Consider the following 25,282-nt stretch of genomic DNA (forward strand, 5'->3'; position numbering starts at 1 on the left):
TATATTTTATGATTACAAAAGTAATTCTGATTGGTAATTATAAGCCTGACAAGCAATTTAGCATGCAGATTTTTGAAGCATTAATGGCGGAAGGATATAAAAAATCCAAACTTCAAGTTAGTGTCATTCGTCCAAGTGAAATATTTAGAAAATTAGCTTTTAATAAGCCCAGTCTAATAAAATGGTTAGCATATATTGATAAATTTCTTTTGTTTCCTGTTGAACTGATAGGTCTTAGAAGTATAAATTTTATTTTATCCAGAAAAGTCAGCTACCATATCTGTGATCATTCTAATGCATTTTATCTTTACTTTTTGCCAAAAAGTAAAACAATAATAACCTGTCATGATGTTTTAGCAATAAGGGCTGGCCTTGGCTTTACTGATACGTACTGCACAGCAACAAAATCGGGGGAAGTTTTACAAAAAATTATTCTGAGAGCATTATCTGGAGCTAATAAATTGGCCGCAGTATCAAAATTTACACTGAATCAATTAATAGCAATTGATAACAAACCCTATATCAGCAAAAATTGGACCTATATTCACAATGCCTTGTCTGAAAAATTCATGCCTTATCAAGAAGATCAAATTCTGGACGTGCTAAATAAATTTCAGCAGTTAAAAGATAAAGCTATCATTTTACACGTAGGCTCCGATTTGGAACGTAAAAACCGAAAATTGCTAATTCATATGATTTATGAATTACAGAATAATTGGAATGGAATATTAGTTTTAGCAGGAGAAAATCTAAATACAGAGCTACAAGAACTAATTAAAAAATTAAATGTTTCAGATCACATTCTGCAGATTCACAATCCTACAGATAAGGAAATAATAGCGCTATATTCAATGTGCGACGCCATGATTTTTCCTTCTTATTCGGAGGGTTTTGGATGGCCAATAATTGAAGCACAGGCTTGCGGTGCTCCTGTTATCACGAGCAACAAAGCTCCAATGATGAATGAAGTGGGCGGAAATGCAGCGTTATATGCCGATCCCGATGATGCAAAATCATTTGCAGATCAGTTTCTAAAATTTAGCGATAAAGAATTTAGAAATGAAATTATTAGGCTTGGTTATGAAAATGCGAAACGGTTTGATTTTGACAGTACAGTGCGTAAATATGTTGAATTAATAAATAATTAACCATGTTATTGCTAAAAATAATAACCATTTTATTGCCTTGGCCACTAAAGCGGTTTACGTTAATCCAATTTTTTAAGTACGAAATTCATCCATCGGCCAGAATAGGACTTTCGTGGATATATCCAAAAAAACTGATTATGGATTCAGATTCTACTATTGGAAATTTCAATGTGGCTGTACACTTAGATTTAATAACAATGGGAAAACAGTCTAGTGTAGCGCGAGGCAATTGGATTACTGGATTTCCCAGTAACACTGATTCTAAACATTTTTTGCATCAGCGTGACCGTAAATCAAATTTAATAATTGGAGAACATTCTTCCATCACAAAAAATCATCATATCGATTGTACAAATGTGGTTCAAATTGGCAATTTTGTAACGGTTGCTGGTTATTCAAGCCAGTTATTAACTCACTCTATCAATATCGGACTGAATATTCAAGACAGCCACCCCATAATAATCGGAGATTATTGTTTTGTTGGAACAGCAACTACTATTTTAGGAGGAGCAGCTTTACCTGCCTACAGTGTACTCGGTGCAAACTCATTATTAAATAAGGCCTTTACAATTCCTTATTGCTTATACGGAGGAAATCCGGCTAAAGAAATTAAAGAGCTGTCAAAAGACTTTAAATATTTTAATAGAGAAACAGGCTTTGTTTATTAAAACCTGCTTTAGCATAAATAAATTCATATCAACGAAACTAAAATTAAAAAAATGAAAGTCATTCATTATATAGCCAGCGTTGATAAAAGTGGCGGCGGAACTACTGAGTATATGCGTTTACTGAGCAATGCATTAAAAAATGACACCTCGTTCAGCATTGCCACAGGATTTTCTAAAGATCCTATTACTATCGAGGGAGTTCCAATAAAATTTTTTAACAGCAATGTATTCCGATGGTTCTCGCTGATTAATGAATATCGTACTTTCCTTGAAAATGAAAAACCGGATATTGTACATATTAATGGAATCTGGAGTCCTCAAAATTGGGGTTTCCAGAAAGCGGCTCAAGAACTAAAAATAAAAGTTGTCATGTCTCCGCACGGAATGCTGGAATCCTGGATATTACAGCGTAATCCTTTGAAAAAGAAAATCGCACTTTTCTTATTTCAGAATAACGCAATTAAAAAAGCCGATCATATCCATGCTACAGCTCAAATGGAAAAAGACAGTGTTCGAAAACTAAGCTTTGATAATCCAATTTCAATCATACCAAATGGCATAGATCTGAGTGAACTAAAACGAGGCAAAGAACAGTACGGGACTCAAAAAATGGTTTTCTTGTCACGTATTCATCCCAAAAAAGGGATTGAAATCCTTCTTGAGGCCTGGAGCAATTGTGATACCAAAGGCTGGACTCTCGAAATAGCTGGAAGCGGCGATACTGCTTATATAGCAACTCTAATTCAGAGCGCGCAGACATTGAAAAATGTACATTTTGTAGGAGCAAAATATGGCGAAGATAAATGGAACTTTTTACGGTCTGCCGATGTAATGGTTCTTCCCACACACAGCGAAAACTTTGGTATTGTGGTAGCAGAAGCATTAGCTGTTGGCGTACCAGTAATTACAACAACAGGAACACCTTGGCAGGATCTGGAAAATTATAATTGCGGCTGGTGGATTGATTTATCGGTAGTAAATTTAAAATCAGTCTTACTAAAAGTCTTCAATACACCAGCAGCTACATTGGAAAAAATGGGAAAAAATGGTAAAAATTTAGTTCAGGAAAAATACGACATAAAGGCAATAGGAAAGAAAATGGTTCAATTATATAATTTTATTTAAAGCGATGAGAATAACAATAGTACAAGGTGCTTTTTTCCCAATACCTCCCTCATTGGGCGGAGCCGTAGAAAAAATGTGGTACGGTTTAGCAAAAGAATTTGTTAACCGGGGCCATGAAGTAAGCTATATATCAAAATCGTATAAAGGATATTTAAATACCGAAAATGAAGGAGGAATCAATCATTTGAGAGTTAAGGGCTATAAGTCGCCGTCGTCTGGTATTTATCTTAAAATTTTAGATTTATTTTATACATTAAAAGCTGTTCGGAAAATATCCAGCAATACAGATATTATTATTTCAAATACCTTTTGGCTGCCTCTTTTTTTATCATCAAATCAACAAAAAAAATGTCTGATCGACGTGCAGCGAATGCCTAAAGGGCAAATGAAGTTTTACACAAAAAATGCCCGCTTAAGAGCTAATTCCAGCCCGGTTGCAAAAGCCATAAAAGATGAAATCAAAAGCGAATACTTTGATAAGGTTGTAATGATCCCAAATACATTGCCTTTTAAAAATGCAAGTGCAATCGACTTCTCAAAAAAAGAGAAAATAATATTATACACCGGCAGAATACACCCTGAAAAAGGCTTAGATATTTTAATAAAATCTTTTGCTCTGCTTGATACAAAAGATTGGCAATTACATATCGTAGGACCCTATTCTACAGAAACAGGCGGTGGTGGCGATGCTTATTTACAAGAGTTAAAGCTGTTGGCAAAAAATAGTAATGTATCGTTTTTGGAGCCTATTTTCGATATTGAAAAATTAAGCGAAGTATATTCTAAAGCTTCCATATTTGTCTATCCATCAGTAGCGGAGCAAGGCGAGACATTTGGAGTTTCACCATTAGAGGCAATGAGCTGGGGATGCGCTACAATAGTCTCTGATTTAGACTGTTTCAAAGATTTTTTAGTTCACAATAAAAATGGTCTGTGTTTCGATCATCGTTCAGAAAAAAAAGTGGAAATTTTAAATCAGCATCTTAAAGATTTAACCAGCAATCCAAAGCTTATGAATGACATAGCAACTGCGGGATTGATGGTAAATGAAACACATTCTAATGAAAAGTTAGCCACTGAATTCTTAAATGAATTTCAGTCAATGAAAATCAAGTAATAGTAAGAATGAAACAGCAGTACAAGCAAAATTCACCATACGATTCACCATGGTCTATATCTCAGCGTATTAAAATGATGCTCTGGGAATATGTGTGGTTATTATTTTGTATTTGGACCCCAAAGCCTGCAAACCGCTGGAGACTATTTTGGCTTAAGCTATTTGGCTGCAAAATTTATGGAAAACCATTTGTACATCAAAGAGCTAGAATTCAGATTCCATGGAATCTAATCCTGCATGATCATGCCTGCCTTGGTGATAGAGCAAATGCCTATACATTGGGAGTGATTGAGATTCATGAACATGCCACTGTAGGCCAGGAAGTTTATCTGTGTACTGGAACCCATGCGTTTGACAAACCCGCCATGAACCTGATAACAGATAAAATAACAATTCACAAAGGGGCTTTTATCGGAGCAAGAGCATTTATTATGCCAGGTATAACAATAGGAGAAAATGCTATTGTTGGTGCTGGAAGTTTAGTTACCAAAAATGTAGAAGAAACTGCTGTTGTTGCAGGTAATCCGGCAAAGATTATTAACTACAATAAGCATCAATCAATTATAAATAAACAAATTAATTCCTATTTAGAAAAAAAGTAATAGTTCTTAGAGATTCCTAAATTTCAGAATAGTCAAAATTCAATAATCTTAATAATACCGCTGCAAGAATGAGTATTGAAAATAAATTTAGCATAATTATATTGACCTATAATGAAGAAGACACTTTACAAGGCTGTCTAGATTCTATAAAATGGTGCGACGATGTTGTCATTATAGATAGTTTCAGCAGCGATAAAACTTGTGAAATTGCCAAACAATCAGGAGCAAGAATTTTCCAAAATAAATTTACAGACTTTGCACAGCAACGCAATTTTGCAAATGATACCATTGATTTTAAACATGAATGGGTCTTCCATCTGGATGCTGATGAACATTTTACAAATGACTTGAGAACAGAATGCAATCAAGCCGCCGTAACTTATCAATTTGGAGCATTTTTAGTCCCTGCAAAAGAAATGCTTTGGGGAAAATGGTTAAAATATGCTGCAGGAACAGTATATCAAATGCGGTTTCATAAACTTAATGATGCTCGATTTGAACAATATGGCCATGGTCAAAGAGAATCTGATCTAAAAAAAGGCTTAGGAAAATTAAAAAATCGGTACGAACATTATTTTTTTAGCAAAGGAGTAAATCAATGGTTTGTTAAGCATTTAAAATATGCGGCTGACGAAGCTCAAAATGAACAAAACGTAACTTTAAATAAAATATCCTTTTCCAAATTAATCACTGGAAAGTCATATGAAAAACGAAGAGTATTAAAAGCAATAAGTTATAAAATGCCTTTCCGCCCATTATTGAAATTTTTTTATATGTATTTATTTAAACTTGGTTTTTTGGACGGTAAAGTAGGTTTTAGATTTTGTGTCATGAAAAGTATTTATGAGCAGTTTATTATTTTAAAAAAGGCAGAATCCAGCTGGGATATTTAACATGAGACTTCACAATCTATAAAAACTATTGTTAGCAAAGCTCAGATAGCACTTTAAAAGTTACAATGCTTAATTAAATATCAAGATTAAAAAAATAGCATTGAACATATGTAGAACTAATAAATAACAAGATATAATGAAAAAAATATTGATAACCGGAGGAGCCGGATTTGTAGGTTCACATTTGAGCAAAAGATTATTGAATGAAGGAAATGAAGTAATCTGCCTGGACAATTACTTTACGGGAGCTAAATCTAATATTATTGATCTGCTAAATCATCCTTATTTTGAAATGGTACGACATGATATTACCGAGCCTTATTATGCTGAGGTTGACGAGATTTACAATCTGGCATGTCCTGCCTCCCCTATTCATTACCAATATAATCCAATTAAAACCATAAAAACCTCGGTAATGGGCGCTATAAATGTATTGGGATTAGCAAAACGTGTCAAGGCAAAAGTACTGCAGGCCAGCACTAGTGAAGTCTATGGTGATCCTCTCGTACATCCCCAAACTGAAAGTTATTGGGGACATGTAAATCCAATTGGTATCCGTTCTTGTTATGACGAAGGAAAACGCTGTGCAGAAACGCTATTTATGGATTATCATAATCAAAATAAAGTAGCTATTAAAATCATCCGTATCTTCAATACTTATGGTCCTAATATGAATCCTGCTGACGGCAGAGTCGTTTCGAATTTTATTGTACAGGCATTGCAGGGAAAAGATATTACCATTTTTGGTGATGGATTACAGACTCGCTCGTTTCAGTATGTTGATGATTTAGTAGAAGGCATGATTCGAATGATGGGTTCCGAACCTTCATTTTTAGGGCCAGTAAACTTAGGCAACCCACATGAATTTACGATGCTCGAACTGGCACAGGCAATTATTGATTTGACAGGTTCTAAGTCAAAAATTATTCATCTGGATCTGCCACAAGATGACCCTAAACAAAGACAGCCGGATATTTCTTTAGCCAATGATAAATTAAACGGCTGGAAACCCAAAATAGAGTTACGGGAAGGACTCATTAGTACAATCAGTTATTTTGACAAGCTATTGTTAAATCAATAAACAACTTCTTTTTTTATAAAATATCACGATTTATTCATACTGTTTTTCTCAATTTATTTTTGAGGAAGCAGCCTTTTATGTTTCATAAATCCAAGATATTATAAATCTCAAAAATAATTCATTATGAAAATCACTATAATAACCGTGTGCTACAATCGCAAAAACACTATCGAGAAAGCTATCAAAAGTGTATTGGAACAAGATTATCATGATATCGAATATATTATTATTGATGGCAATTCAACAGATGGGACAAAAGAAATTATCGAATCCTATCGCGATAGAATAAGCCAATATATATCAGAGCCAGATAAAGGTATGTATGATGCAATAAACAAAGGAATCAAGTTAGCAACAGGCGATGTTATTGGATTGATTCATTCTGATGATGAATTTTATGACACTAAGGCTATCAGCAGAATAGTTGCCCGCTTTGATTTCTACAAAAATATAGAAGGCGTTTATGGCAATGGCATCTATGTTTCAAATGACACCGAAGAACGATTGATCAGAAATCGTATTGGAGGTATTTTTAGCCTGAATAAAATCAAAGAAGGCTGGCTCCCTTTACATCCTACTGTTTATTTAAAGAAAACGATAATCGATAAATATGGGTTATACAACCTAGATTTTAAAATTGCCTCCGACACCGAATTTTTACTGCGCTATCTATATAAATACAAAATAAAGATGACTTACATAAATTCCTACATCGTTAAAATGCGGATGGGCGGTATGAGTACTAATGCAAAACGTGCTTTTGAAGTCTTATATGAAGATTACAAAATATACAAATACCACGGTCTGACAGCATTTCAAGCTGTCTTTCTAAAAAAAACTATTGCTTTAAGACAGTATTTAGCACATTAAATTATCAATTCATTTTTTTGTATATTTAGTTAATAATTAGTTCAATAGTATTTTTTTATAGTGTCTGCCTTCATTGAAACAATTTTTATAAACTATAACCATCATGAAAAAAATCTTACTCTTCATAATTTTATTGATAGTATTTATTTTGCAGTCCTGCACCACAAAAAAATCAATGCACTATTTACAGGATATAGATAATTATACTAATTCACCATTAAATTATGGGACGACCAAAATACAGCCTAACGATATTTTAAAAATTGACGTTAGTGATCTTAATCCTTTGGTTGCTGCTCCTTTTAATATTAATGGAGGGAGTTCTGGATCACAGCAATCAATTGAAAACATGAGACTGGAAGGCTACTTAGTTACTCCCCAAGGGAATATCACTATGCCAATCTTGAATGAGGTTAAAGTGGGCGGATTAACACCTGCAAATGTGGAGAGCTTGGTAAAAAGCCGTTTAATAAATGAAGGATATTTAGTAAATCCTACGGTTATGGTTCGAGTCTTAAATAATAAATTTACCATTTTGGGAGAAGTGAATTCTCCAGGCGTAAAACCCTTTTCTGAAGAATCCATAAGCTTACTCGATGCGATTGGATTGGCAGGAGATCTTACTTATTCGGCCATTCGAAAAGATGTAAAACTTATTAGAGAAGTAGACGGAAAACGTATTGTTTATCATATTGACCTGACAGCATCTTCATGGATGAATGAGCCAAATTTTCGGATCAGACAAAATGATGTCATCATAATAATGGCTAATAAGCTGAAAGTAAACAGTGGAGGTTTAATCAAAGACCCAATACAATTGCTAGGTTTAATACTTTCATTTACTGCTTTATTCCTAGTAATAAAGAATAACTAATATAACTTTTAGAAATAAATTTCAAGTTTTTTCTGTACTTGACTTGAATCAGAATCAGTTTATTTTTATCGATGGTTACTGCTTTTTAATCATACCAAAAATGATGTTCCCTGTTTAACAGACTTGAGTTTGTTATTAGTACGATTTTATAAAATTTAATAAAAACAGTATGGATTTTAAAAAAGAATTTTTAAAATATTTTAAATATTGGCCTTGGTTTGCGGTTAGTTTAATTCTATTCGGCGGCGGTGCCTATTATTATATTGGTGCAGTATCGCCTTCCTATGAAACTTCTGCCTTAATCAATATTGATACAAAAAAGCCAAAAGATGCAGAAATAATAGGTACAAACAATGTAAAAAAAGACAAAGAAGAAGATTTGGAAGAAGAGAAAATGTTTATCACTTCTAATGATTTCCTGTCAACAATTATTACTGACTTGAAACTGAATATTAATTATTATGAAAAAGGATATTTAGATAACAAAGTATCATATGACATCCCATTTGAAGTAAAATCATTGGTATCTAATGATTCGCTTCCACAAATGGCTTATAATGTAAAAATAGTAGAACAAGGATTTATAGTAAATGAAGTTTCTACAGAAAAGCGCTATATGATACGCAATCATACAAGTAGCCGTGTTTTTAAAAATATACCTTTCACAATTGAACTAACTTCAAAAGCTAAAAAAAATATTTTAAACTATCTCGATAAAGAATATGTGGTAACTCTTGAACCTACAGGAATAGCGCTAAAGAATTTGAAAGCAGCGCTAAATGTAGTTTCGTATGACAGCCCAAATACTAACCTGCTTTTGAGCCACATAGGAAATAATCCAGCACTTTCTGTAAAAATACTGGACAAACTTATTGAGTCATTGGATAAAGATATTGTCGACAATAAACAAAAAAAGTTTACAAAGACAATTTCGTATTTAAACCAGAGAATAGCAGTTTTTACAAAAGAAAAAGATTCTATTGAAAGTATAAAAGAAAATTATCTGAGCAATAATAATATATATGTTCTAGATCAATATATTGCTGCGAAAACAACTGAAAAAACAACAACTACAGCCAATTCGCTGCTTAATGAAAAACAAATAGCACTGACCAGATTTGCAATAGATGACATCAGGAAAAGCGGCAGTACTTCGGTTTTAGGAACAGATTATAACTTAGATCTTCCATCTGTCAGTTCTATGCTTGCAAATTACAATACAAGGCTTATGGAAAGTGAAGTTCTTTTGCAGAGAGCACAAAAAAACAATCCGACTTACTTGAGTTTAATGGAGCAGTTAAAAATTCAAAAACAAACTATATTAAATACGCTGGGAGATTATTTAAACCACTTAAACCAAACTAATGTAGTAAACAAACTAGAGCAGGACAACGCTGTTACTGAAGCAAAAAGCATACCTACAAAAGACAAGGAGCTGGGTAATATTAACAATAATCTAAGTCTAAAAGAGGAAACTTATCTGGCTTTACTGCAAAGAAGAGAAGAAGCAATTTTGAATGGAGCAGTTTTGGAATCAAATTTAAGCATACTGGATTCTCCACAAACTAATTATTCTGCCATTTTCCCAAAACCCAAGCCTTTTATGCTGGGGGCAATTTTATTTGGTTTTCTATTACCATTGGGCTTTATATATTTAACACTGCAAATGGATTCGAAAATTCATAATGAAGAAGATATCCAAGGCAAACTGGATGACATTCCTTTTTTAGGAACTATTCCTAAAATACATGTTAGTAAAAAACTTGAAAACTCTGCAACTTCACGATCTATTATCGCTGAAGCTACTTGTACCTTATTCTCTAATATTTCCTATCTATTACCCCATAAAGAAGATAAAAAGGGAAATATATTATTGTTTTGCTCTTCTATACAGGGAGAAGGAAAATCGTTTTGTGCTTATCACAATGCAATAACGATCAGTAATCTTAATAGAAAGGTTTTGCTTATTGGTGCCGATTTAAGAAATCCGCAGCTACATGATTATTTTAATGTCGAAAAAAGCACATTGGGACTTTCAAATTTTTTATCTAACAAAAATGAAGATTGGAAAAGCTTTGTAGTAAAAGAACCTAATTCTTCCGAAAATCTTGATATTTTATTTTCAGGGAAAATCCCGCCTAATCCTACTCAATTATTAACCAATTCTAATTTTGAAATTTTACTCGAAGAAGCTAAGAATCTATATGATTTTATAATTATAGATACGGCTCCAGTTCAAGTAGTATCTGATACTCTTAATTTTAGTTCCTTAGCTGATGTGACTTTGTATATTGTTAAATCCAACTATTCGGATAAAAGGTCATTGAGTCAGCTCAAAAATTTCGTAAAGAAAGGACAATTAAAAAATGTAGGCATTGTCATTAACGGAATTAATGAAAAAAATGCTTACGGATATGGTTACACCTACAGTTATAAAGAAGAAAAAAAAGAGAAAAAATCTTGGTTTAAAATAGCATAACTCAAAATTTTACTCTCTTTAATATTCTATCGTTCCGCATATAATTTTTATCAAACTGATGAACCACAACTCTTAGAATTTACGATGATAATCTTAAATACAGTGGTTTAAATTAAAATTCTTATTAATGATTATTTCGACAAACTTATAGTTTTATCGAAGTGAACTGTTTTTAATGAAATTTAATTATTATACAGAAATACTGATGATGATAAAGCATTCATTAAGTATATCCAGCTTCTTTGTTTATTTAAAATAATATTTAAAATGTCTAGAAAATTAATTCTATTTCCATTGTTCATTGTTGTTGGATTTGTTTTTTACTATTCTTGGCTGCCAGATCCCAGTTTTAAAAATGAGAGCTATCTACCAAAATGGCTTTTGGATTGGAGTAATGATTATTACAACTTGAGGACGGCACTTCCTTTTATCGCTTTTGGTTATTTATTAGAAACTTATTCTCAAAAGAAAACTTTATACAAAATGGATGTAAATAGGAATTTGATTTTTATACAAAATTTAGGTGTGGCAGCGATTGTCGCTTTTATTGCAGAATGCGGTCAATTTTTAATTAAAGACAGGAATCCAGATTTGATGGATATCTATTTTGGAATTATAGGTAGTTTAATAGGGGCTTTGGTACACAATTTATTTAACAAAATAAGATTGAAAAATGCGAAATAGGCATAAATTTACCTTTATAATGTGCTGTGCAATTGCAGATATGATAGCCATGATATTTGGCACAATATTATGTTTGAATGTTGCCACTGAAGAGCAAATAGGCTGGAATACTTTATTTTTAAATAAAATGATTCCTATAACAATTTTAAGCTGGTTATTTTCTGTAACCTATTTTCAATTGTATCGGGTGGATGTTCTTTTTAGTTTAGAATATTTTTTCCGCAATAGCTGGCGTGCTTTCTTTACACAAAGAATCTTATGGCACAGTTATATTTTTATTTTTCAGGATAATGTGCTCTATTTCTTTGGAAGCAAGGCTAATTTATTTCAGTTAAGTTTTTTACTATTCTATTTTTTGTCATCAAGAATTTTGTTTACTCTAGTTATTGGCAAAATTAAAGGATGGGTTTTCAAACGTTATACAGTTGCAATTTGGGGATTTAATAAAACTAGTATTGAATTAGCATCTCACTTAGAAACCAATTCCTTTTTTATAGACTTTATAGGTATTATCAACGAAAATTCGTCTGAGACTTATACGAGTAATGATAATTTCAGCATAGCGCTTTGTGAAGCTATTCATAATGCATCGAAGGAGAATGTGAATGAGTTGTACATAGTATCCAGTCCAGAATTTATCTCAGATTTAAATTATTTCTTTGAAGTTGGCGATAAGCATTGCATGCGTTTGAAATTTGTCCCCGATTTTTCAGCAATTTCAAAAAAACATTTCAGCTCAAGCCATTTAAATAATTTTCATGTCATAAAACCGCGTTATGAACCACTTCAAAATGCCTACAACCGATTAGCAAAAAGAATATTTGACCTAGCTTTTAGTTTAATGGTCATTATTTTCATCTTATCATGGCTGTATCCTCTATTGGCTTTCCTTATAAAAAAACAAAGTAAAGGACCGGTTTTATTCAAACAGATGCGTACAGGCAAAAAAAACGAGCCTTTTTGGTGCTATAAATTTCGAAGCATGTATATAAATATGGGAGACGAAAGTCAGCAAGCCCAAAAAGGTGACTCCCGGATCACTCCTATTGGTAAATTTATTCGTCGAACCAGTCTGGATGAGATGCCGCAATTTTTTAATGTTTTGATGGGAAATATGAGCGTTGTAGGACCACGACCTCACATGATTAAACACACTACAGACTATAATGACCATATTCACAATTTTATGGTTCGCCATTTTGTCAAACCAGGAATTACAGGTCTGTCTCAGGTTTCGGGTCTTAGAGGTGAAACTAAAAAAGTATCTGACATGAAACGGCGCGTTAGTACGGACATCAAATATGTACAAAGCTGGAGCCTGATTACTGACATTAAAATTTGTTTTTTAACAATTATCGTTACCCTCAAAGGGGATAAAAATGCTTTTTAAACTAAAAAAAAAGAAACTATGGACATTACTAATTATTTTATTGGTCTACTCACTGGAGCATCTGTGAGTACATTATTTGTTGGTAAAGAATTGTATAAGTATTATACTAAATATACAATTCAGCAGAAGCAGTTAGATCGAATTTTAAAATTGAATGATAAAATTAAAAATTTGTAATCTACTCAAAACCCCCAAATCTTAATGCCTTCATATATTCTTGATGATTTGATGCATTTTACCTACAATTACTCATGTTGATTTATTCTTGAACAATTATTGTAACCCTATTTAGGGATAAAAATGCTTTTAAACTAAAATATAGAAACTATGGACATTACTTATTACTTTATTGGTTTACTCACTGGGGTTTCCGTGAGCACATTTTTTATTGGCAAAGAATTGTATAAATATTATACTAAGTACACCATTCAGCAAAAACAATTGGATAGGATTTTGAAATTGAATGATAAAATTAAGAAAATCAAAAATCTACATTCGGTTAAAAATCAAAATTTTAACATTGGAGTGTAGCTATTCATTTATGTTTTCTCCCACTTATGATAATCTGCGAAAAAATCTCAATACATACTAACAGAGAGATAGATTATTTACAAAAATTGATAAAGTCATTTTTCAGAAATTAAAACTATAATAGAAACTATTATTCTATTATTGATGGATAAATTATGCCAGGACAAAATCAATAAAAAAATAATTTCTAAAAGCTAAAAAACAAACCCTAAAACCGGAAGTACATTATTATACTTAAAAATTGAACTAAATATGGAAGGCAACAGCAAAACATTAGGCGAATTTATAATTGAAAACCAAAAAGAATTTAAATATTCATCTGGAGAGTTATCCCGTCTTTTTAACTCAATTAAATTAGCTGCGAAAATAGTTAGCCATAAAGTAAACAAAGCAGGTTTAGTAGATATTATTGGCGGCGCGGGCGAGAAAAATATTCAAGGCGAAGATCAGCAAAAACTAGATGTTTATGCCAATGAAGTTTTTATCAAAACAATAATAAACCGTCAAATTGTATGTGGTATAACTTCGGAAGAAAATGATGATTTCATCACTGTTCAAGGAGGTGATAATGGCAACAATAATAAGTATATACTTTTAATGGATCCATTAGACGGTTCTTCAAACATAGATGTTAATGTTTCAGTCGGAACGATTTTTTCCGTTTATAGAAGAATTTCAGAAGTTGGAACTCCAGTTATATTAGAAGATTTTCTTCAGCCAGGAATAAACCAAGTTGCCGCAGGTTATATAATTTATGGAACCTCTACCATGCTTGTTTATACAACTGGTCACGGTGTAAATGGTTTTACTTTAAATCCAGCAATTGGAACATTTTATTTATCTCATCCCAAAATTAAATTTCCAGAAGATGGAAATATATATTCGGTAAACGAGGGAAACTATGTTCATTTTCCCCAAGGAATTAAGAACTACATTAAGTTTTGCCAGCAAGAAGAAGGCGATCGCCCCTACAGTTCAAGATATATTGGAAGTCTAGTATCGGATATGCATAGAAACATGCTCAAAGGAGGTATTTATATGTATCCAAGCACTAAGTCTACAAATGGCAAATTAAGACTTCTGTATGAATGCAATCCGATGGCATTTATTACAGAACAAGCTGGAGGCAAGGCTTCTGACGGAGTTTCCCGAATAATGGAGATTGAACCAACGAGCTTACACGAAAGAGTGCCATTTTATAGCGGAAGCATAAATATGGTTGAAAAAGTAGAGAATTTTATATCTGAAGCCAAATTGAGTAAATATTAATTTAAAAAAACAGCAAAAAGAAGAAATGTAAAAAGCCCCTTTCCAGGGGCTTTTTCTGTTTTACTGAACATTCATAAAAAATATCAGTCGCCAGTTTTTAAAGCAGAAATAGTTCATTGACAAAACATCTAATCGATTAAAGAAAACAATTTTTTATCATGCATTTGAACCTCTTATAAGATGGGTTTAAACTTTCCTTTTTTCTAAAATAACAAAAAGCCAGAACGTTAAAGTTAACGTACTAGCTCTTTTCTTCATTATTCCCCTTTATAATTATATCGTTTAATTGCCTTTTAATCTAAATAGCAATCTATATTTCGCCAAATATCGGCAAGATTCGTATTTGACTTCATTTCTTTCCAATCAAAAGTAACTGCTATCAGTTCCTAAGAATCAGCATTAGTTTTGAAAATTATCCCAAATAACATTTTTCTTCAAAAACAACACCTTCCTCATCTATTGCAACCAAAACCTTTTTATCTTTGGCTGTAACCTGAGTCATATATAGCCAAGGCAATGACCACATACCCAAAGTTGCACAACAAATCAAAAAATTAAGGCTATGATTAACCTTTCTGCCTTCTTTATATAATACGGTAAAAGGAGTTTTTTCATTTTGTTCTATAACTACAAAACCATTTTGTATTTTATTTGCAATAGTTTTTCTAAATAGATTTAATTTTTCCTGTTTGATAAAATTATTAGCCATCTTCTTTACATTTAAGTTAATAAGTATTTATATCATATTGAGAACATTACAAATATAAAACTCCTATTATGACTTTACAATACCCACTTTTGGGGATATTAAAAAAAACATTTTATAACTTATTGATTGTTAATTAATTACAAATTATAAAAAATGTAAAACGTCAAAAAAATCGTCAGACTAACCCATAAAAAAAAATAAACAAAATTTTACCTACAAAAAAAAACATGAGATTGTTGAATTTAACAAGTTAAAATGTATTAATTACTTCATGAGCCACAAACTATTTTAAATTTCAGAAGCTTTATTAATTTTAGATAACCATTATTCGAAAAAATAAGTCCTTTTCAAACTAAAATAAAAGATAACATGAAGTAATAATTTACAAATTCTGCAAGACTAAGAATTCTGGAGTATTCTGAGGAATTTAATAAAAAGCTATTTAACTTTCTTCCTTATTAGATACAAAAATAAAGAGTTTGAAGATCGTTGCTTACGTTAAACCATCCTATATGGCACAAATTATCTAGCACCCATAAAATGATAGAAAAACATCCCTACAAATAAATAAGACTAAAAAGAAAAAAACTTTATCTACGAAGAAGACACTAAAAACAGTGCCGAATCGAATTTTATTTACCTTTTCTAATTTTTAAAAAAACATTATCCAAGGTTTGATTTATCTCTGGAGAGACGACAAATTTATAGTTAAAATAAACATACACCAAAGTCACTAAAATAGATTTTAGACCAATTGCAATAATGGGATTTATCGGAAACTTCCAAAAATAAAAAAGCAAAAATACACCAAATGTTATTCCGATAGAATGTACTGTCTGTGCTGTAAAGGGATATAGATGCATCCGCTTCACAACAAAAAACAACTTAGCTATACTGTAACAGGTAATAGATAATAAAGTTGCAAATGCTGAGCCTATAATTCCATATAAAGGAATAAAAATCATATTTAATATAACTGTCAAAACCACTAATCCTACTCCTAAAAACAAAACAGCACGATAATATTTTGAGTTAAAGATAATCGCATTATTATTGCCTAGTATCAAATCAAAATACTTAGAAAGCCCAATCATAAAAACAACTATAACACCACCACCGTATTCTTTTGGCATCATTTCATACAACTGACTAATATTTACAAAAATACAGAGCATTACAAATCCACCTACAATCTGCAGATTTATTGATGTTTTTTTATATAAATCATTCAACTCGTCGTGTTTATTTTCGTGCATCAATTTTGCTGTAATAGGATATACAATTTGATGCATTGCCCTGCTTGGTACTGAAATAACCAATGCAATATAAGTCGCAACTGAATAAAAGGCAATATTTCCAATCTCCATATATTGATTAAGCATAATTTTATCTCCGTCCAAAAGCAGATTAGCAACGCTGCCTGATAAAATAATATACGATGTGTATTCTAAGATTCCTTTTACGTTATGAGGGACTTTAAACTGGAAAACCGGTTTTTTAATCCGGAATGCATAAAACATAGTTGCCACAAAAGCAACAAAGTAAATACCAGCCGTCAAATAAATAAAATCGGTCACTGTAATACATTTAAAATAAATCCCTAAAAGAGCTACTAACGAAAACAATCGTAAACCTACTTCTTTAATGAAATTTCCAAATACGGAATGCATATGAACTCTTGCCCAAGCATAAAAAATTTCGAAATAAGCCATACAAATCCCAATAAAAGGAATAAGCCAAATAAACTCTTTTACTATTGGATTTTTCTTGGTGACGAAAAAGGAAATTTGATCATAAAAAAACAAACCTATCAATATGATCAGGACGATTAATAAAATAGGAAATAATACAGTAAATGATAAAAACTCATTACGCTCTTTCTCTGTTTTGCATTGGGAATAAAACTTAACCAATGTATTTTGCATACCAATAGCAAATAAAGGCATTATTACATTGGCACAAGACAAAATATAATTAGACAAGCCATAAAATGTTTTACCTAAAATGGGAGGGAATAAAAAAAGAGTACTTATTCCTCCAATTGCAAACCCTATATAAGTTATTATGGTATTTTTTAAAGACTGATTTAATACTATGCCCATTAATAGGAGTTTAAAGTTTAAGGAGTTAAAAAATTTAAAGCTTAAATATCTTAAATTTTTGAATTTATCAATTGTACCAATTCTCTGGTCAAATTCTTTCTAGAATATTTTTGCAAACCTACACCATACGATTGTAATTTCCCATCTAAAAACTGATTATAATAGGATATGATGCTGGTTTTTAGTTTTTCCTTCTCGTTATATTCAAAAAACACTCCTGTATTGGTTTCGGTAATAATAGCAGCAAAGTCAGAATCTTTTGGTCCAATGGCAATAATTGGTCTATTCGAGACCATGTATTCAAACAATTTACCTGGAATAATGCTTTTAGTTTCTTCAGAATCAATTTCGATAAGTAACAGAACTTGAGAATTTCTTTGATTCGCAATGGCTTCCGAATGGGAAACATATCCTAAATTATTTAAGTAGGAATCCAAACCAAACTGCGAAATAGTATCTAATACTTCCTGACTGACAGCTCCAATTAATTTAAGCTCCAAATGTGATTTAAAATCAGGAATTTCATTAATTAATTCAACCAAAGACTCCCATAAAATAAGTGGATTTCGTTCTGAGAGAAACGAACCAATATGTGCCAAACTAAATTTTGAATCCAAAACAATTTTCGTTGCTGGTTCTGAATCATAACCATTAGTAATGACCGTTATTCGCTTATTCGTAATTGCTTCAAATTCTGTTTTTGTAGTTTTACTTGTTACGATAATCTCATCTGCAGTATTTAAAACCCTATATTCTAAAGCCTTGTGTTTTCTTTCGGCAGCTGTAGATAAACGAAGCGCTTTATGATATCCAATAGTTGTCCAAGGATCGCGAAAATCAGCAAACCAGGTAAGGTTTAATTTCTGCTTAAGTTCCATTCCAATTAAATGCAGACTATGAGGCGGTCCAGAAGTTATAATACTATCAATATTATTTTCAATGATGTATTTTTCTAAATAAGCCACAGAGGGTTTAACCCAAAAAACACGAGCATCTGGAATGAAGAGGTTTCCCCGTATCCACAGTAACGTTTTATCTAAAAAAGTCTGCTTTTTTTGATTTGGTATAATACCTGAACTGATTTTTTTGGTTTTATTTTTAGAAAAGATCGAAGCTAACTGATAAGGTTCAAAAATTTTATTTTTTAAAACAATTACTTTCTCCGAAACTTCCTTTTCTAATTTTACATCAACAATTGGATAGGTTGGATTTTCAGGAACATAAACAATCGGCTGAATATCGAAATCAGGCAAATATTTGGCAAATTTAAGCCAGCGCTGCACTCCTGGTCCTCCTGCTGGCGGCCAATAATAAGTAATAATTAGAATTTTTTTTGATTCTTGTTTCAATTTTTTGTTTTGTTATTTACTTCAGAAAACACTCAAATGTATCTCTTAAGTACTTCTTTATTTTTTTCTCTCAACATACAGTCCGCCTACTAAAAGAAATAACATCCCAATGCAGCTAATTAATGTAATTGTACCTCCAGTTTTCACCACTTGAGGATCAAACTTAAATTCGATACTATGTTTTCCTGCTGGAACAACAATTGCTCTCAATGCATAATCAGCTCTCATAATTGGAGTTTCTTTGCCATCAATTAAAGCTTTCCAGCCTTTTTCGTAATACATCTCAGAAAAAACCGCCAAACCTTCTTTTGAATTATTCGATGTATATTTTAAATTATTAGACTGATATGAATCCAAAGTTATCTTTGCTAAGCTGTCTTTGGCGAAAGCCTTATTTTTAATAGTCTGAAAGTCATTTTCATTAATTACAGCCACTTCTTTGGAATTAAACTTATCCAAACCTTTCATTTCTCCATCAGAATTTTTAACCAAATCCACTTTGCTGACAAACCAAGCATTTCCATTAGCATCCGGATTAATAATTGGCTGTTCCTTACCTTCTTTATCGGTCTGGATTACATACTTAACATTTAGCATATTTAGTATTTCCAAATTATTTTTTGCAATCTGGTAGTCGAATAACTGCTGCATTCTCTGCGGTTTCACAGCACTATACCCACCTATCGCTTTATGAAAATAAGATGTTCTTGCCTGCATCAGCCCCTGAATGTCAAACACACGGCAATTAGTTGGGTCTTGTAGAATTTGTGTATCAGCTGGCGTTTCCTGGAAAGGAACTTCTACATCTCTTGCGTTGATAAAATCTTTGTTGGAAACATAATTTTTATCGACAAAAAACAAATCGGCCACCATAAATAAACCTACCAGAATAATAGCTGTATTTTGAGCAATTTTATTTTTAATAAATAACCATAAAGCCCCAGCTCCTATTATGATAAAAAATCCTGAACGCAATAAATCTGCACTATATAATGTTCTTCTATCTTCTTTAATTGCATCAACAAAATTAGGACCATAGGTTTGTAATAAAGTATCATCACCTGCACCTGAAAAACTGAACATACTTTTGCATAAAAACAAAAATATAATCAACCCCAAGCCTACTCCTGCAGATTGAAGCAGCGGTTTTAACTGTTTCTCTTTTTCCAATTTAAAAAAGGATTGCAATCCCATAATGGCCAGCACAGGAAAACACAATTCCAAAATAACCTGAATGGAAGATACTGCCCTAAATTTATTATACATAGGAATATAATCGATGCAAAAATCAGTCAGTAAAGGGAAATTTTTACCCCACGATAGAATTAATGATAGAAAAGCTCCTCCTAAAAAAACATATTTAATTTTTCTTTCGTCAGTAAATAAAGCCAAAACACCTAAAAAGAAAACTACAGCTCCAATATAAGCCGGAGCAGAAACAATTGGCTGGTCTCCCCAATAAGTCGGCATTCCCCCCTTAGCATATTCAATAGCCTGCTCTTGTGAAATATATTGTCCTTCTCCTACTTGTTGCTGCTGCAAAAAATCAACAATTTTTGAATCTTCACTCAAACTCTCATTATTAGACCCACCAAAGAGTCGAGGAGCGATCAAATTGAAACTTTCAGCAAGTCCATAACTATATTCCGTTATATAATCATAGGTCATTGCCATATCGGTCACCTTTTTAGACCCATCCGGATTGAAGCTCAAATCACTTTTTCCGCGAGTACTATAAGCTGCATATTCGGCTGTTGCCAATAAATTACCTGCATTCGAACCAATAGCCAGTATTCCTGCTCCAAAAAGTGTTCCTATAGAAAGCAATAAAGGTTTATATTCTTTTGATTTAACACCTTCATATATAAAATAACCAGAAAGAATCAGCAGTAATATCAATAAATAAAAAGTCATTTGAAAGTGATTTGCATTGACTTCTAATGCTACAGCAAACATAGTAAGCAAACCTCCCCAAATATATTTTCGCTGAAAAACCATTATAAAACCTGCAACGACCATTGGCATATAAGCTATAGCATGCGCTTTGGCATTATGCCCTACACCTAGTATAATAATCAAATAGGTAGAGAAACCAAAAGCAACCGCTCCGAAAAAAGCCTTTAACGGATCGGCTTTTAAAACCAGCATTAATATGTAGAAACTTAAAAAGTACATAAATAAATAATCCGCCGGACGTGGTAAAAAACGCAGTACATCGTCTATAGCACCAACATAATCATGAGGATATTTTGCTCCCAATTGATAAGTTGGCATTCCTCCAAAAGCGGAGTTCGTCCAATATGGTTCTTCATGATGTGCCGCTCTAAAGTCATTTTGTTCTTTGGCCATTCCCGTATATTGGGCAATATCTGATTGAAAAATTTGTTTTCCCTGGAGAACCGGAAAAAAATAAAGTGTAGAAACGAGAACAAAACCAAGTATGGCTAGTGCGTGCGGAAAGAACTTTTGAAGTTGCTTCATTAATAAGATTTTAGATTTTGGATTAACGAATTATGATTTCAGATTTAAGTCTCTAATATTTTGACAACGATTTTCTAATTAGCAATATTAATAATTAATCATTTCAGATTAAGTGAATGCACCGAAAAATTTTCTTGATGTATAAAAGATCTGAAATCGTTAATCAATAATTTGAAATCATTAATCAATTTCTTCATAATCAACATAATCTCCCACTTTTTTAGTTTCACGAGGATTCTTATTGTTTGCAGTGTCGATTATAATCTCGTCATTATTTGACGTTTTACGCCATGAAGATTGCTGCTGTTGCTGCGAATATTGCTGCTGAAAATTTTGTCCCGCTTTTTCTACTACCTTTTTTACTACTACGGGCAAAAACAACCGAACCAAAAATTTAAAAATATAATAGAAGGCAATCATAAAAAACACCATTTCTATAAAACCTGAAAAAGAGGCTGTTTGCATAATCAAATAATTTTTAGGCAAAATTAATAAATCAATATTGAAACTAGGGAGCAATTTGAAAATATCATTCTTAAATAAATGATAAAATAAAGACAAAATTGTCCAAAAAAGGAATAAAAAATATTTCCTGCAATACAAATCCATTTTCATTCAGAGTCTATGCATCTAAAAGACAGTTTCTAAGATGATTTTTTTAACAAAAACACCCTAATGACGACATAATTTCACAGCAAAAATCAATTTCTAAAAATATAAAGTGATTTCAAAAAACATAATTAACTGATTATCAAATAACAATAAAAACATTTTTCTTCGAATTGCATTAGTTTATATGAATTATAAACAGTAATTTTGCACCCTATTTTAAAAATACATATGAATAAATTTGAACAATTAGGATTGAATGAATCGTTACTGAAGGCGATTATCGATCTAGGATTTGAGAATCCGTCAGAAGTACAGGAGAAAGCGATTCCCCTATTATTGGAAAAAGACACAGATATGGTTGCGTTGGCTCAGACAGGGACAGGGAAAACGGCAGCTTTCGGTTTTCCGCTAATCCAAAAAATTGATGCCGACAACAGAAATACACAAGCATTAGTTTTATCGCCTACAAGGGAGCTTTGTTTACAGATTACCAACGAACTTAAAAACTACTCAAAATACGAAAAAGGTATTAATGTGGTAGCAGTTTACGGCGGGGCTAGTATTACAGAGCAAGCCAGAGAAATTAAAAGAGGAGCGCAAATCATTGTAGCAACTCCAGGAAGAATGCAGGACATGATCAACAGAGGTTTGGTAAACATCAAAAACATAGACTATTGTGTTCTTGACGAAGCTGACGAAATGCTGAACATGGGATTTTATGAGGACATCGTATCTATTTTATCAGATACTCCAGACGAAAAAAGTACTTGGTTATTCTCTGCAACTATGCCGCAGGAGGTTGCCCGAATTGCAAAACAATTCATGAGCGAACCATTAGAAATTACTGTTGGAGCCAAAAACTCTGGTTCAGCAACAGTTTCTCACGAATTTTACTTAGTAAATGCACGTGACCGTTACGAAGCTTTAAAGCGTATCGCCGATGCTAATCCAGATATTTTCTCTGTGGTTTTCTGTAGAACAAAACGTGATACACAAGCTGTAGCTGAAAAATTAATCGAAGATGGATACAGCGCTGCTGCATTGCACGGAGATTTATCTCAGGCACAGCGTGACGGAGTTATGAAATCTTTCCGTGGAAGACAAATTCAGATGCTTGTTGCTACTGACGTTGCTGCTCGTGGAATTGACGTTGATAACATTACTCACGTAGTAAACTATCAATTACCTGACGAAATTGAAACATACAATCACCGTTCAGGACGTACTGGTAGAGCAGGAAGATTAGGAACTTCTATCGTAATTGTTACTAAAAGCGAAATCCGCAAGATTTCTGCCATCGAAAGAATCATCAAACAAAAATTCGAAGAAAAATCAATCCCATCTGGAATTGAAATCTGCGAAATCCAATTATTGCACTTAGCAACGAAGATTAAAGACACTGAAGTTGATCACGAAATTGACAACTATCTTCCAGCAATCAACAATGTTCTTGAAGATTTATCAAAAGAAGAATTGATCAAGAAAATGGTATCAGTAGAATTTAACCGTTTCATCAATTATTACAAGAAAAACAGAGATATCTCTTCTCAATCTGCTGGTTCAGAAAGACGTGACCGCGGTGATGACAGAGAACCAAGAGGAAACAATAACGGCGGCGCGACAAGATATTTTGTAAACATCGGTTCAAGAGACAATTTCGATTGGATGTCATTAAAAGACTACTTGAAAGAAACATTAGACTTAGGACGCGATGACGTTTTCAAAGTAGATGTAAAAGAAGGTTTCTCTTTCTTTAACACAGATCCTGAGCACACTGATAAAGTGATGGAAATATTGAACAACGTACAATTAGAAGGACGCCGTATCAATGTTGAAATCTCTAAAAATGACGGTGGCGGAAGACGTGATCACAACGGAAGAAATTCTGGAGGCGGTTTCGGCGGAAGAAGTTCAGCTCCTAGAAGAGAAGGAAATTTTGCACCAAGAAAAGAAGGCGGATTTAGAAGCGACAGAGGTTCTGCTCCTAGAGAAGGCGGTTTCAGATCTGAAAGAAGCTCATCACCAAGAAGAGAAGGCGGTTTTTCATCTGACAGAGGTTCAAGAGACGGTTCATCAGAAAGAGCGCCAAGACGTTCTGAAAGTTTTGGTGATTCATCAAGACCAAGAAGACCGAGAAGAGACTAATACATTTAGCGATTCAAATATAAAATCTCCCGAACAATCGGGAGATTTTTTTTTGACACCAGCTTATTCATTGCTTTGAAAAGCCATTTAAACTATTTATATTATTTTAAGTCTAAAAAAATAACTAACAACGTTAAATTCCACTGCAGAATGATATAAAAAATTACAGATTGTTAATTTTCTTATAATTATAAAGGAACAACAAAATATTTAATGCCGTTTTACTACTTTTAAACTTTTAAATCAGTTTATGAAATATATTATACTTTTTTTATTCTTTGTTGCCTCACTAAATTCAGTTGCCCAAACCACTGAAATCCCTACAAAAATCTCTGGCACTATCATTACCGATAACACTGGCACACCCTTAGCTGATGTTAACATTATTAATATCAATCAAGTAACAGGAACAACAACAGACAATAAAGGTCATTTTGAACTTGCAGTAACACAAAGCGATACATTACATATTACTCTTCTTGGATTCGAATCTTTGCGCGTTCGTGTAACGAATGACTGGATAAAAAATAAAACAACAACAATCCAGCTTACCCAAAAAGCAATTCCATTAAATGAAGTAGTCATAAGTCCTTACTACCTAACGGGCTATCTGGAAATTGACGCCAAATTAATCCCAATAAAAGAAGATTTCCGTTATAGCATTTCGGGCCTAGGTCAAGGCTACGAAGCTGGACAATATGCTCCCGAAGCATTTGGAAAAGTATTAGGATCCATTTTCAATCCAGCAGACATGCTTTATAATTTTTTCGGAAAAAGACCGCAACAGCTCAAAAAACTCCGTGAAATGCGAAAGGATGATACTGTTAGAAAATTATTAGAAACAAAATATGACCGCGAAACTATAACATTACTTCTAGGAGTATCTCAAAGTGAAATTGCCGAAATCTTAAACCGATGCAGTTACTCTGAAGCCTTCATAAAATCTGCTAATGATCTCCAAATAATGGACGCAATAAGCGGCTGTTATGAACAATACAAAATCTTAAAAAAGAAATAATAAGCAAATAGCAAAATTAATTATTTGGGCGTGCCATCATAAGGAAAAGAGACCTACTCATCGCAACTGTGAGTAAGTCTCTTTCCTGTATGGTACGGGCTCCGCTACATCGGTAGCTTGCTCCTATACCTCACG

Annotated in this window: 22 protein-coding genes; 17 read left to right on the forward strand and 5 right to left on the reverse strand. The window is 32.7% G+C overall.

Features of this window, described 5'->3' with window-relative positions; translation table 11 throughout:
• Positions 1-8 precede the first annotated feature (8 nt).
• From C8P67_RS01850 to fbp, 15 genes are all read left to right on the forward strand, one after another.
• Positions 9-1,148: a glycosyltransferase family 4 protein gene (locus C8P67_RS01850; protein ID WP_115809772.1), complete on the forward strand. Its 1,140-nt coding sequence runs from the start codon at positions 9-11 to the stop codon at positions 1,146-1,148.
• Between the two features lie 137 nt (positions 1,149-1,285).
• Positions 1,286-1,816, forward strand: coding sequence for an acyltransferase (locus tag C8P67_RS01855; RefSeq protein ID WP_245980357.1), 531 nt, complete (start codon positions 1,286-1,288; stop codon positions 1,814-1,816).
• Between the two features lie 51 nt (positions 1,817-1,867).
• Entirely contained in the window at positions 1,868-2,941 is a 1,074-nt protein-coding gene (locus tag C8P67_RS01860) for a glycosyltransferase (protein WP_115809776.1), read from the forward strand.
• Between the two features lie 4 nt (positions 2,942-2,945).
• Positions 2,946-4,058: a glycosyltransferase family 4 protein gene (locus C8P67_RS01865; RefSeq protein ID WP_115809778.1), complete on the forward strand. Its 1,113-nt coding sequence runs from the start codon at positions 2,946-2,948 to the stop codon at positions 4,056-4,058.
• Between the two features lie 365 nt (positions 4,059-4,423).
• Positions 4,424-4,660: an acyltransferase gene (locus C8P67_RS22460; RefSeq protein WP_394338634.1), complete on the forward strand. Its 237-nt coding sequence runs from the start codon at positions 4,424-4,426 to the stop codon at positions 4,658-4,660.
• A gap of 68 nt (positions 4,661-4,728) precedes the next feature.
• The gene (locus C8P67_RS01875; protein ID WP_115809782.1) at positions 4,729-5,553 is read left to right on the forward strand and encodes a glycosyltransferase family 2 protein; all 825 of its coding nucleotides are present in this window, start codon (positions 4,729-4,731) and stop codon (positions 5,551-5,553) included.
• 136 nt (positions 5,554-5,689) lie between these two features.
• Positions 5,690-6,634, forward strand: coding sequence for a UDP-glucuronic acid decarboxylase family protein (locus C8P67_RS01880; RefSeq protein ID WP_115809784.1), 945 nt, complete (start codon positions 5,690-5,692; stop codon positions 6,632-6,634).
• Positions 6,635-6,757: 123 nt separating this feature from the next.
• Positions 6,758-7,504 carry a glycosyltransferase family 2 protein gene (locus C8P67_RS01885; RefSeq protein ID WP_115809786.1) on the forward strand — a complete coding sequence of 249 codons (747 nt, stop codon included), beginning with the start codon at positions 6,758-6,760 and terminating at the stop codon, positions 7,502-7,504.
• 103 nt (positions 7,505-7,607) lie between these two features.
• Entirely contained in the window at positions 7,608-8,378 is a 771-nt protein-coding gene (locus C8P67_RS01890; RefSeq protein WP_115809788.1) for a polysaccharide biosynthesis/export family protein, read from the forward strand.
• Positions 8,379-8,547: 169 nt separating this feature from the next.
• Entirely contained in the window at positions 8,548-10,857 is a 2,310-nt protein-coding gene (locus C8P67_RS01895; protein ID WP_115809790.1) for an exopolysaccharide transport family protein, read from the forward strand.
• 267 nt (positions 10,858-11,124) lie between these two features.
• A complete protein-coding gene (locus tag C8P67_RS01900; RefSeq protein ID WP_115809792.1) occupies positions 11,125-11,541 on the forward strand; it encodes a VanZ family protein in 417 nt (138 codons plus the stop codon).
• Between the two features lie 19 nt (positions 11,542-11,560).
• The gene (locus tag C8P67_RS01905) at positions 11,561-12,931 is read left to right on the forward strand and encodes an exopolysaccharide biosynthesis polyprenyl glycosylphosphotransferase (RefSeq protein WP_211319880.1); all 1,371 of its coding nucleotides are present in this window, start codon (positions 11,561-11,563) and stop codon (positions 12,929-12,931) included.
• 18 nt (positions 12,932-12,949) lie between these two features.
• Positions 12,950-13,108, forward strand: a complete 159-nt coding sequence (locus C8P67_RS22025; RefSeq protein ID WP_170141390.1) for a hypothetical protein — start codon at positions 12,950-12,952, stop codon at positions 13,106-13,108.
• Positions 13,109-13,258: 150 nt separating this feature from the next.
• Positions 13,259-13,462, forward strand: a complete 204-nt coding sequence (locus C8P67_RS01910) for a hypothetical protein (RefSeq protein WP_115809796.1) — start codon at positions 13,259-13,261, stop codon at positions 13,460-13,462.
• Between the two features lie 252 nt (positions 13,463-13,714).
• Positions 13,715-14,731, forward strand: coding sequence for a class 1 fructose-bisphosphatase (gene fbp, locus C8P67_RS01915; protein WP_115809798.1), 1,017 nt, complete (start codon positions 13,715-13,717; stop codon positions 14,729-14,731).
• Positions 14,732-15,143: 412 nt separating this feature from the next.
• Here fbp and C8P67_RS01920 read toward each other — a convergent pair whose 3' ends face one another.
• From C8P67_RS01920 to C8P67_RS01940, 5 genes are all read right to left on the reverse strand, one after another.
• Positions 15,144-15,440, reverse strand: coding sequence for a hypothetical protein (locus C8P67_RS01920; RefSeq protein ID WP_115809800.1), 297 nt, complete (start codon positions 15,438-15,440; stop codon positions 15,144-15,146).
• A gap of 632 nt (positions 15,441-16,072) precedes the next feature.
• Positions 16,073-17,542, reverse strand: a complete 1,470-nt coding sequence (locus C8P67_RS01925; protein ID WP_115809802.1) for an oligosaccharide flippase family protein — start codon at positions 17,540-17,542, stop codon at positions 16,073-16,075.
• Positions 17,543-17,592: 50 nt separating this feature from the next.
• Positions 17,593-18,891, reverse strand: coding sequence for a glycosyltransferase family 4 protein (locus C8P67_RS01930; protein WP_115809804.1), 1,299 nt, complete (start codon positions 18,889-18,891; stop codon positions 17,593-17,595).
• A 57-nt stretch (positions 18,892-18,948) separates the two neighbouring features.
• Entirely contained in the window at positions 18,949-21,372 is a 2,424-nt protein-coding gene (locus tag C8P67_RS01935; protein WP_115809806.1) for a YfhO family protein, read from the reverse strand.
• Positions 21,373-21,552: 180 nt separating this feature from the next.
• Positions 21,553-21,837, reverse strand: coding sequence for a DUF4834 family protein (locus C8P67_RS01940; RefSeq protein WP_115810105.1), 285 nt, complete (start codon positions 21,835-21,837; stop codon positions 21,553-21,555).
• A 375-nt stretch (positions 21,838-22,212) separates the two neighbouring features.
• Here C8P67_RS01940 and C8P67_RS01945 point away from each other — a divergent pair, with 375 nt between their 5' ends.
• Both C8P67_RS01945 and C8P67_RS01950 read left to right on the forward strand, forming a co-directional pair.
• Positions 22,213-24,129 (forward strand): DEAD/DEAH box helicase, encoded by a 1,917-nt coding sequence (locus C8P67_RS01945; RefSeq protein WP_115809808.1) that lies wholly within the window; start codon positions 22,213-22,215, stop codon positions 24,127-24,129.
• A gap of 250 nt (positions 24,130-24,379) precedes the next feature.
• A complete protein-coding gene (locus C8P67_RS01950) occupies positions 24,380-25,147 on the forward strand; it encodes a carboxypeptidase-like regulatory domain-containing protein (RefSeq protein ID WP_115809810.1) in 768 nt (255 codons plus the stop codon).
• Positions 25,148-25,282: the final 135 nt, after the last annotated feature.

The organism is Flavobacterium aquicola (assembly GCF_003385115.1).
GTDB lineage: Bacteria > Bacteroidota > Bacteroidia > Flavobacteriales > Flavobacteriaceae > Flavobacterium > Flavobacterium aquicola.

Bases quoted from the DNA above. Each gene is read 5' to 3' on its own strand.
- C8P67_RS01850 (WP_115809772.1), top strand. From the start codon at position 9: ATGATTACAAAAGTAATTCTGATTGGTAATTATAAGCCTGACAAGCAA.
- C8P67_RS01855 (WP_245980357.1), top strand. From the start codon at position 1,286: ATGGATTCAGATTCTACTATTGGAAATTTCAATGTGGCTGTACACTTA.
- C8P67_RS01860 (WP_115809776.1), top strand. From the start codon at position 1,868: ATGAAAGTCATTCATTATATAGCCAGCGTTGATAAAAGTGGCGGCGGA.
- C8P67_RS01865 (WP_115809778.1), top strand. From the start codon at position 2,946: ATGAGAATAACAATAGTACAAGGTGCTTTTTTCCCAATACCTCCCTCA.
- C8P67_RS22460 (WP_394338634.1), top strand. From the start codon at position 4,424: ATGAACCTGATAACAGATAAAATAACAATTCACAAAGGGGCTTTTATC.
- C8P67_RS01875 (WP_115809782.1), top strand. From the start codon at position 4,729: ATGAGTATTGAAAATAAATTTAGCATAATTATATTGACCTATAATGAA.
- C8P67_RS01880 (WP_115809784.1), top strand. From the start codon at position 5,690: ATGAAAAAAATATTGATAACCGGAGGAGCCGGATTTGTAGGTTCACAT.
- C8P67_RS01885 (WP_115809786.1), top strand. From the start codon at position 6,758: ATGAAAATCACTATAATAACCGTGTGCTACAATCGCAAAAACACTATC.
- C8P67_RS01890 (WP_115809788.1), top strand. From the start codon at position 7,608: ATGAAAAAAATCTTACTCTTCATAATTTTATTGATAGTATTTATTTTG.
- C8P67_RS01895 (WP_115809790.1), top strand. From the start codon at position 8,548: ATGGATTTTAAAAAAGAATTTTTAAAATATTTTAAATATTGGCCTTGG.
- C8P67_RS01900 (WP_115809792.1), top strand. From the start codon at position 11,125: ATGTCTAGAAAATTAATTCTATTTCCATTGTTCATTGTTGTTGGATTT.
- C8P67_RS01905 (WP_211319880.1), top strand. From the start codon at position 11,561: ATGTGCTGTGCAATTGCAGATATGATAGCCATGATATTTGGCACAATA.
- C8P67_RS22025 (WP_170141390.1), top strand. From the start codon at position 12,950: ATGGACATTACTAATTATTTTATTGGTCTACTCACTGGAGCATCTGTG.
- C8P67_RS01910 (WP_115809796.1), top strand. From the start codon at position 13,259: ATGGACATTACTTATTACTTTATTGGTTTACTCACTGGGGTTTCCGTG.
- fbp (WP_115809798.1), top strand. From the start codon at position 13,715: ATGGAAGGCAACAGCAAAACATTAGGCGAATTTATAATTGAAAACCAA.
- C8P67_RS01920 (WP_115809800.1), bottom strand. From the start codon at position 15,440: ATGGCTAATAATTTTATCAAACAGGAAAAATTAAATCTATTTAGAAAA.
- C8P67_RS01925 (WP_115809802.1), bottom strand. From the start codon at position 17,542: ATGGGCATAGTATTAAATCAGTCTTTAAAAAATACCATAATAACTTAT.
- C8P67_RS01935 (WP_115809806.1), bottom strand. From the start codon at position 21,372: ATGAAGCAACTTCAAAAGTTCTTTCCGCACGCACTAGCCATACTTGGT.
- C8P67_RS01940 (WP_115810105.1), bottom strand. From the start codon at position 21,837: ATGCAAACAGCCTCTTTTTCAGGTTTTATAGAAATGGTGTTTTTTATG.
- C8P67_RS01945 (WP_115809808.1), top strand. From the start codon at position 22,213: ATGAATAAATTTGAACAATTAGGATTGAATGAATCGTTACTGAAGGCG.
- C8P67_RS01950 (WP_115809810.1), top strand. From the start codon at position 24,380: ATGAAATATATTATACTTTTTTTATTCTTTGTTGCCTCACTAAATTCA.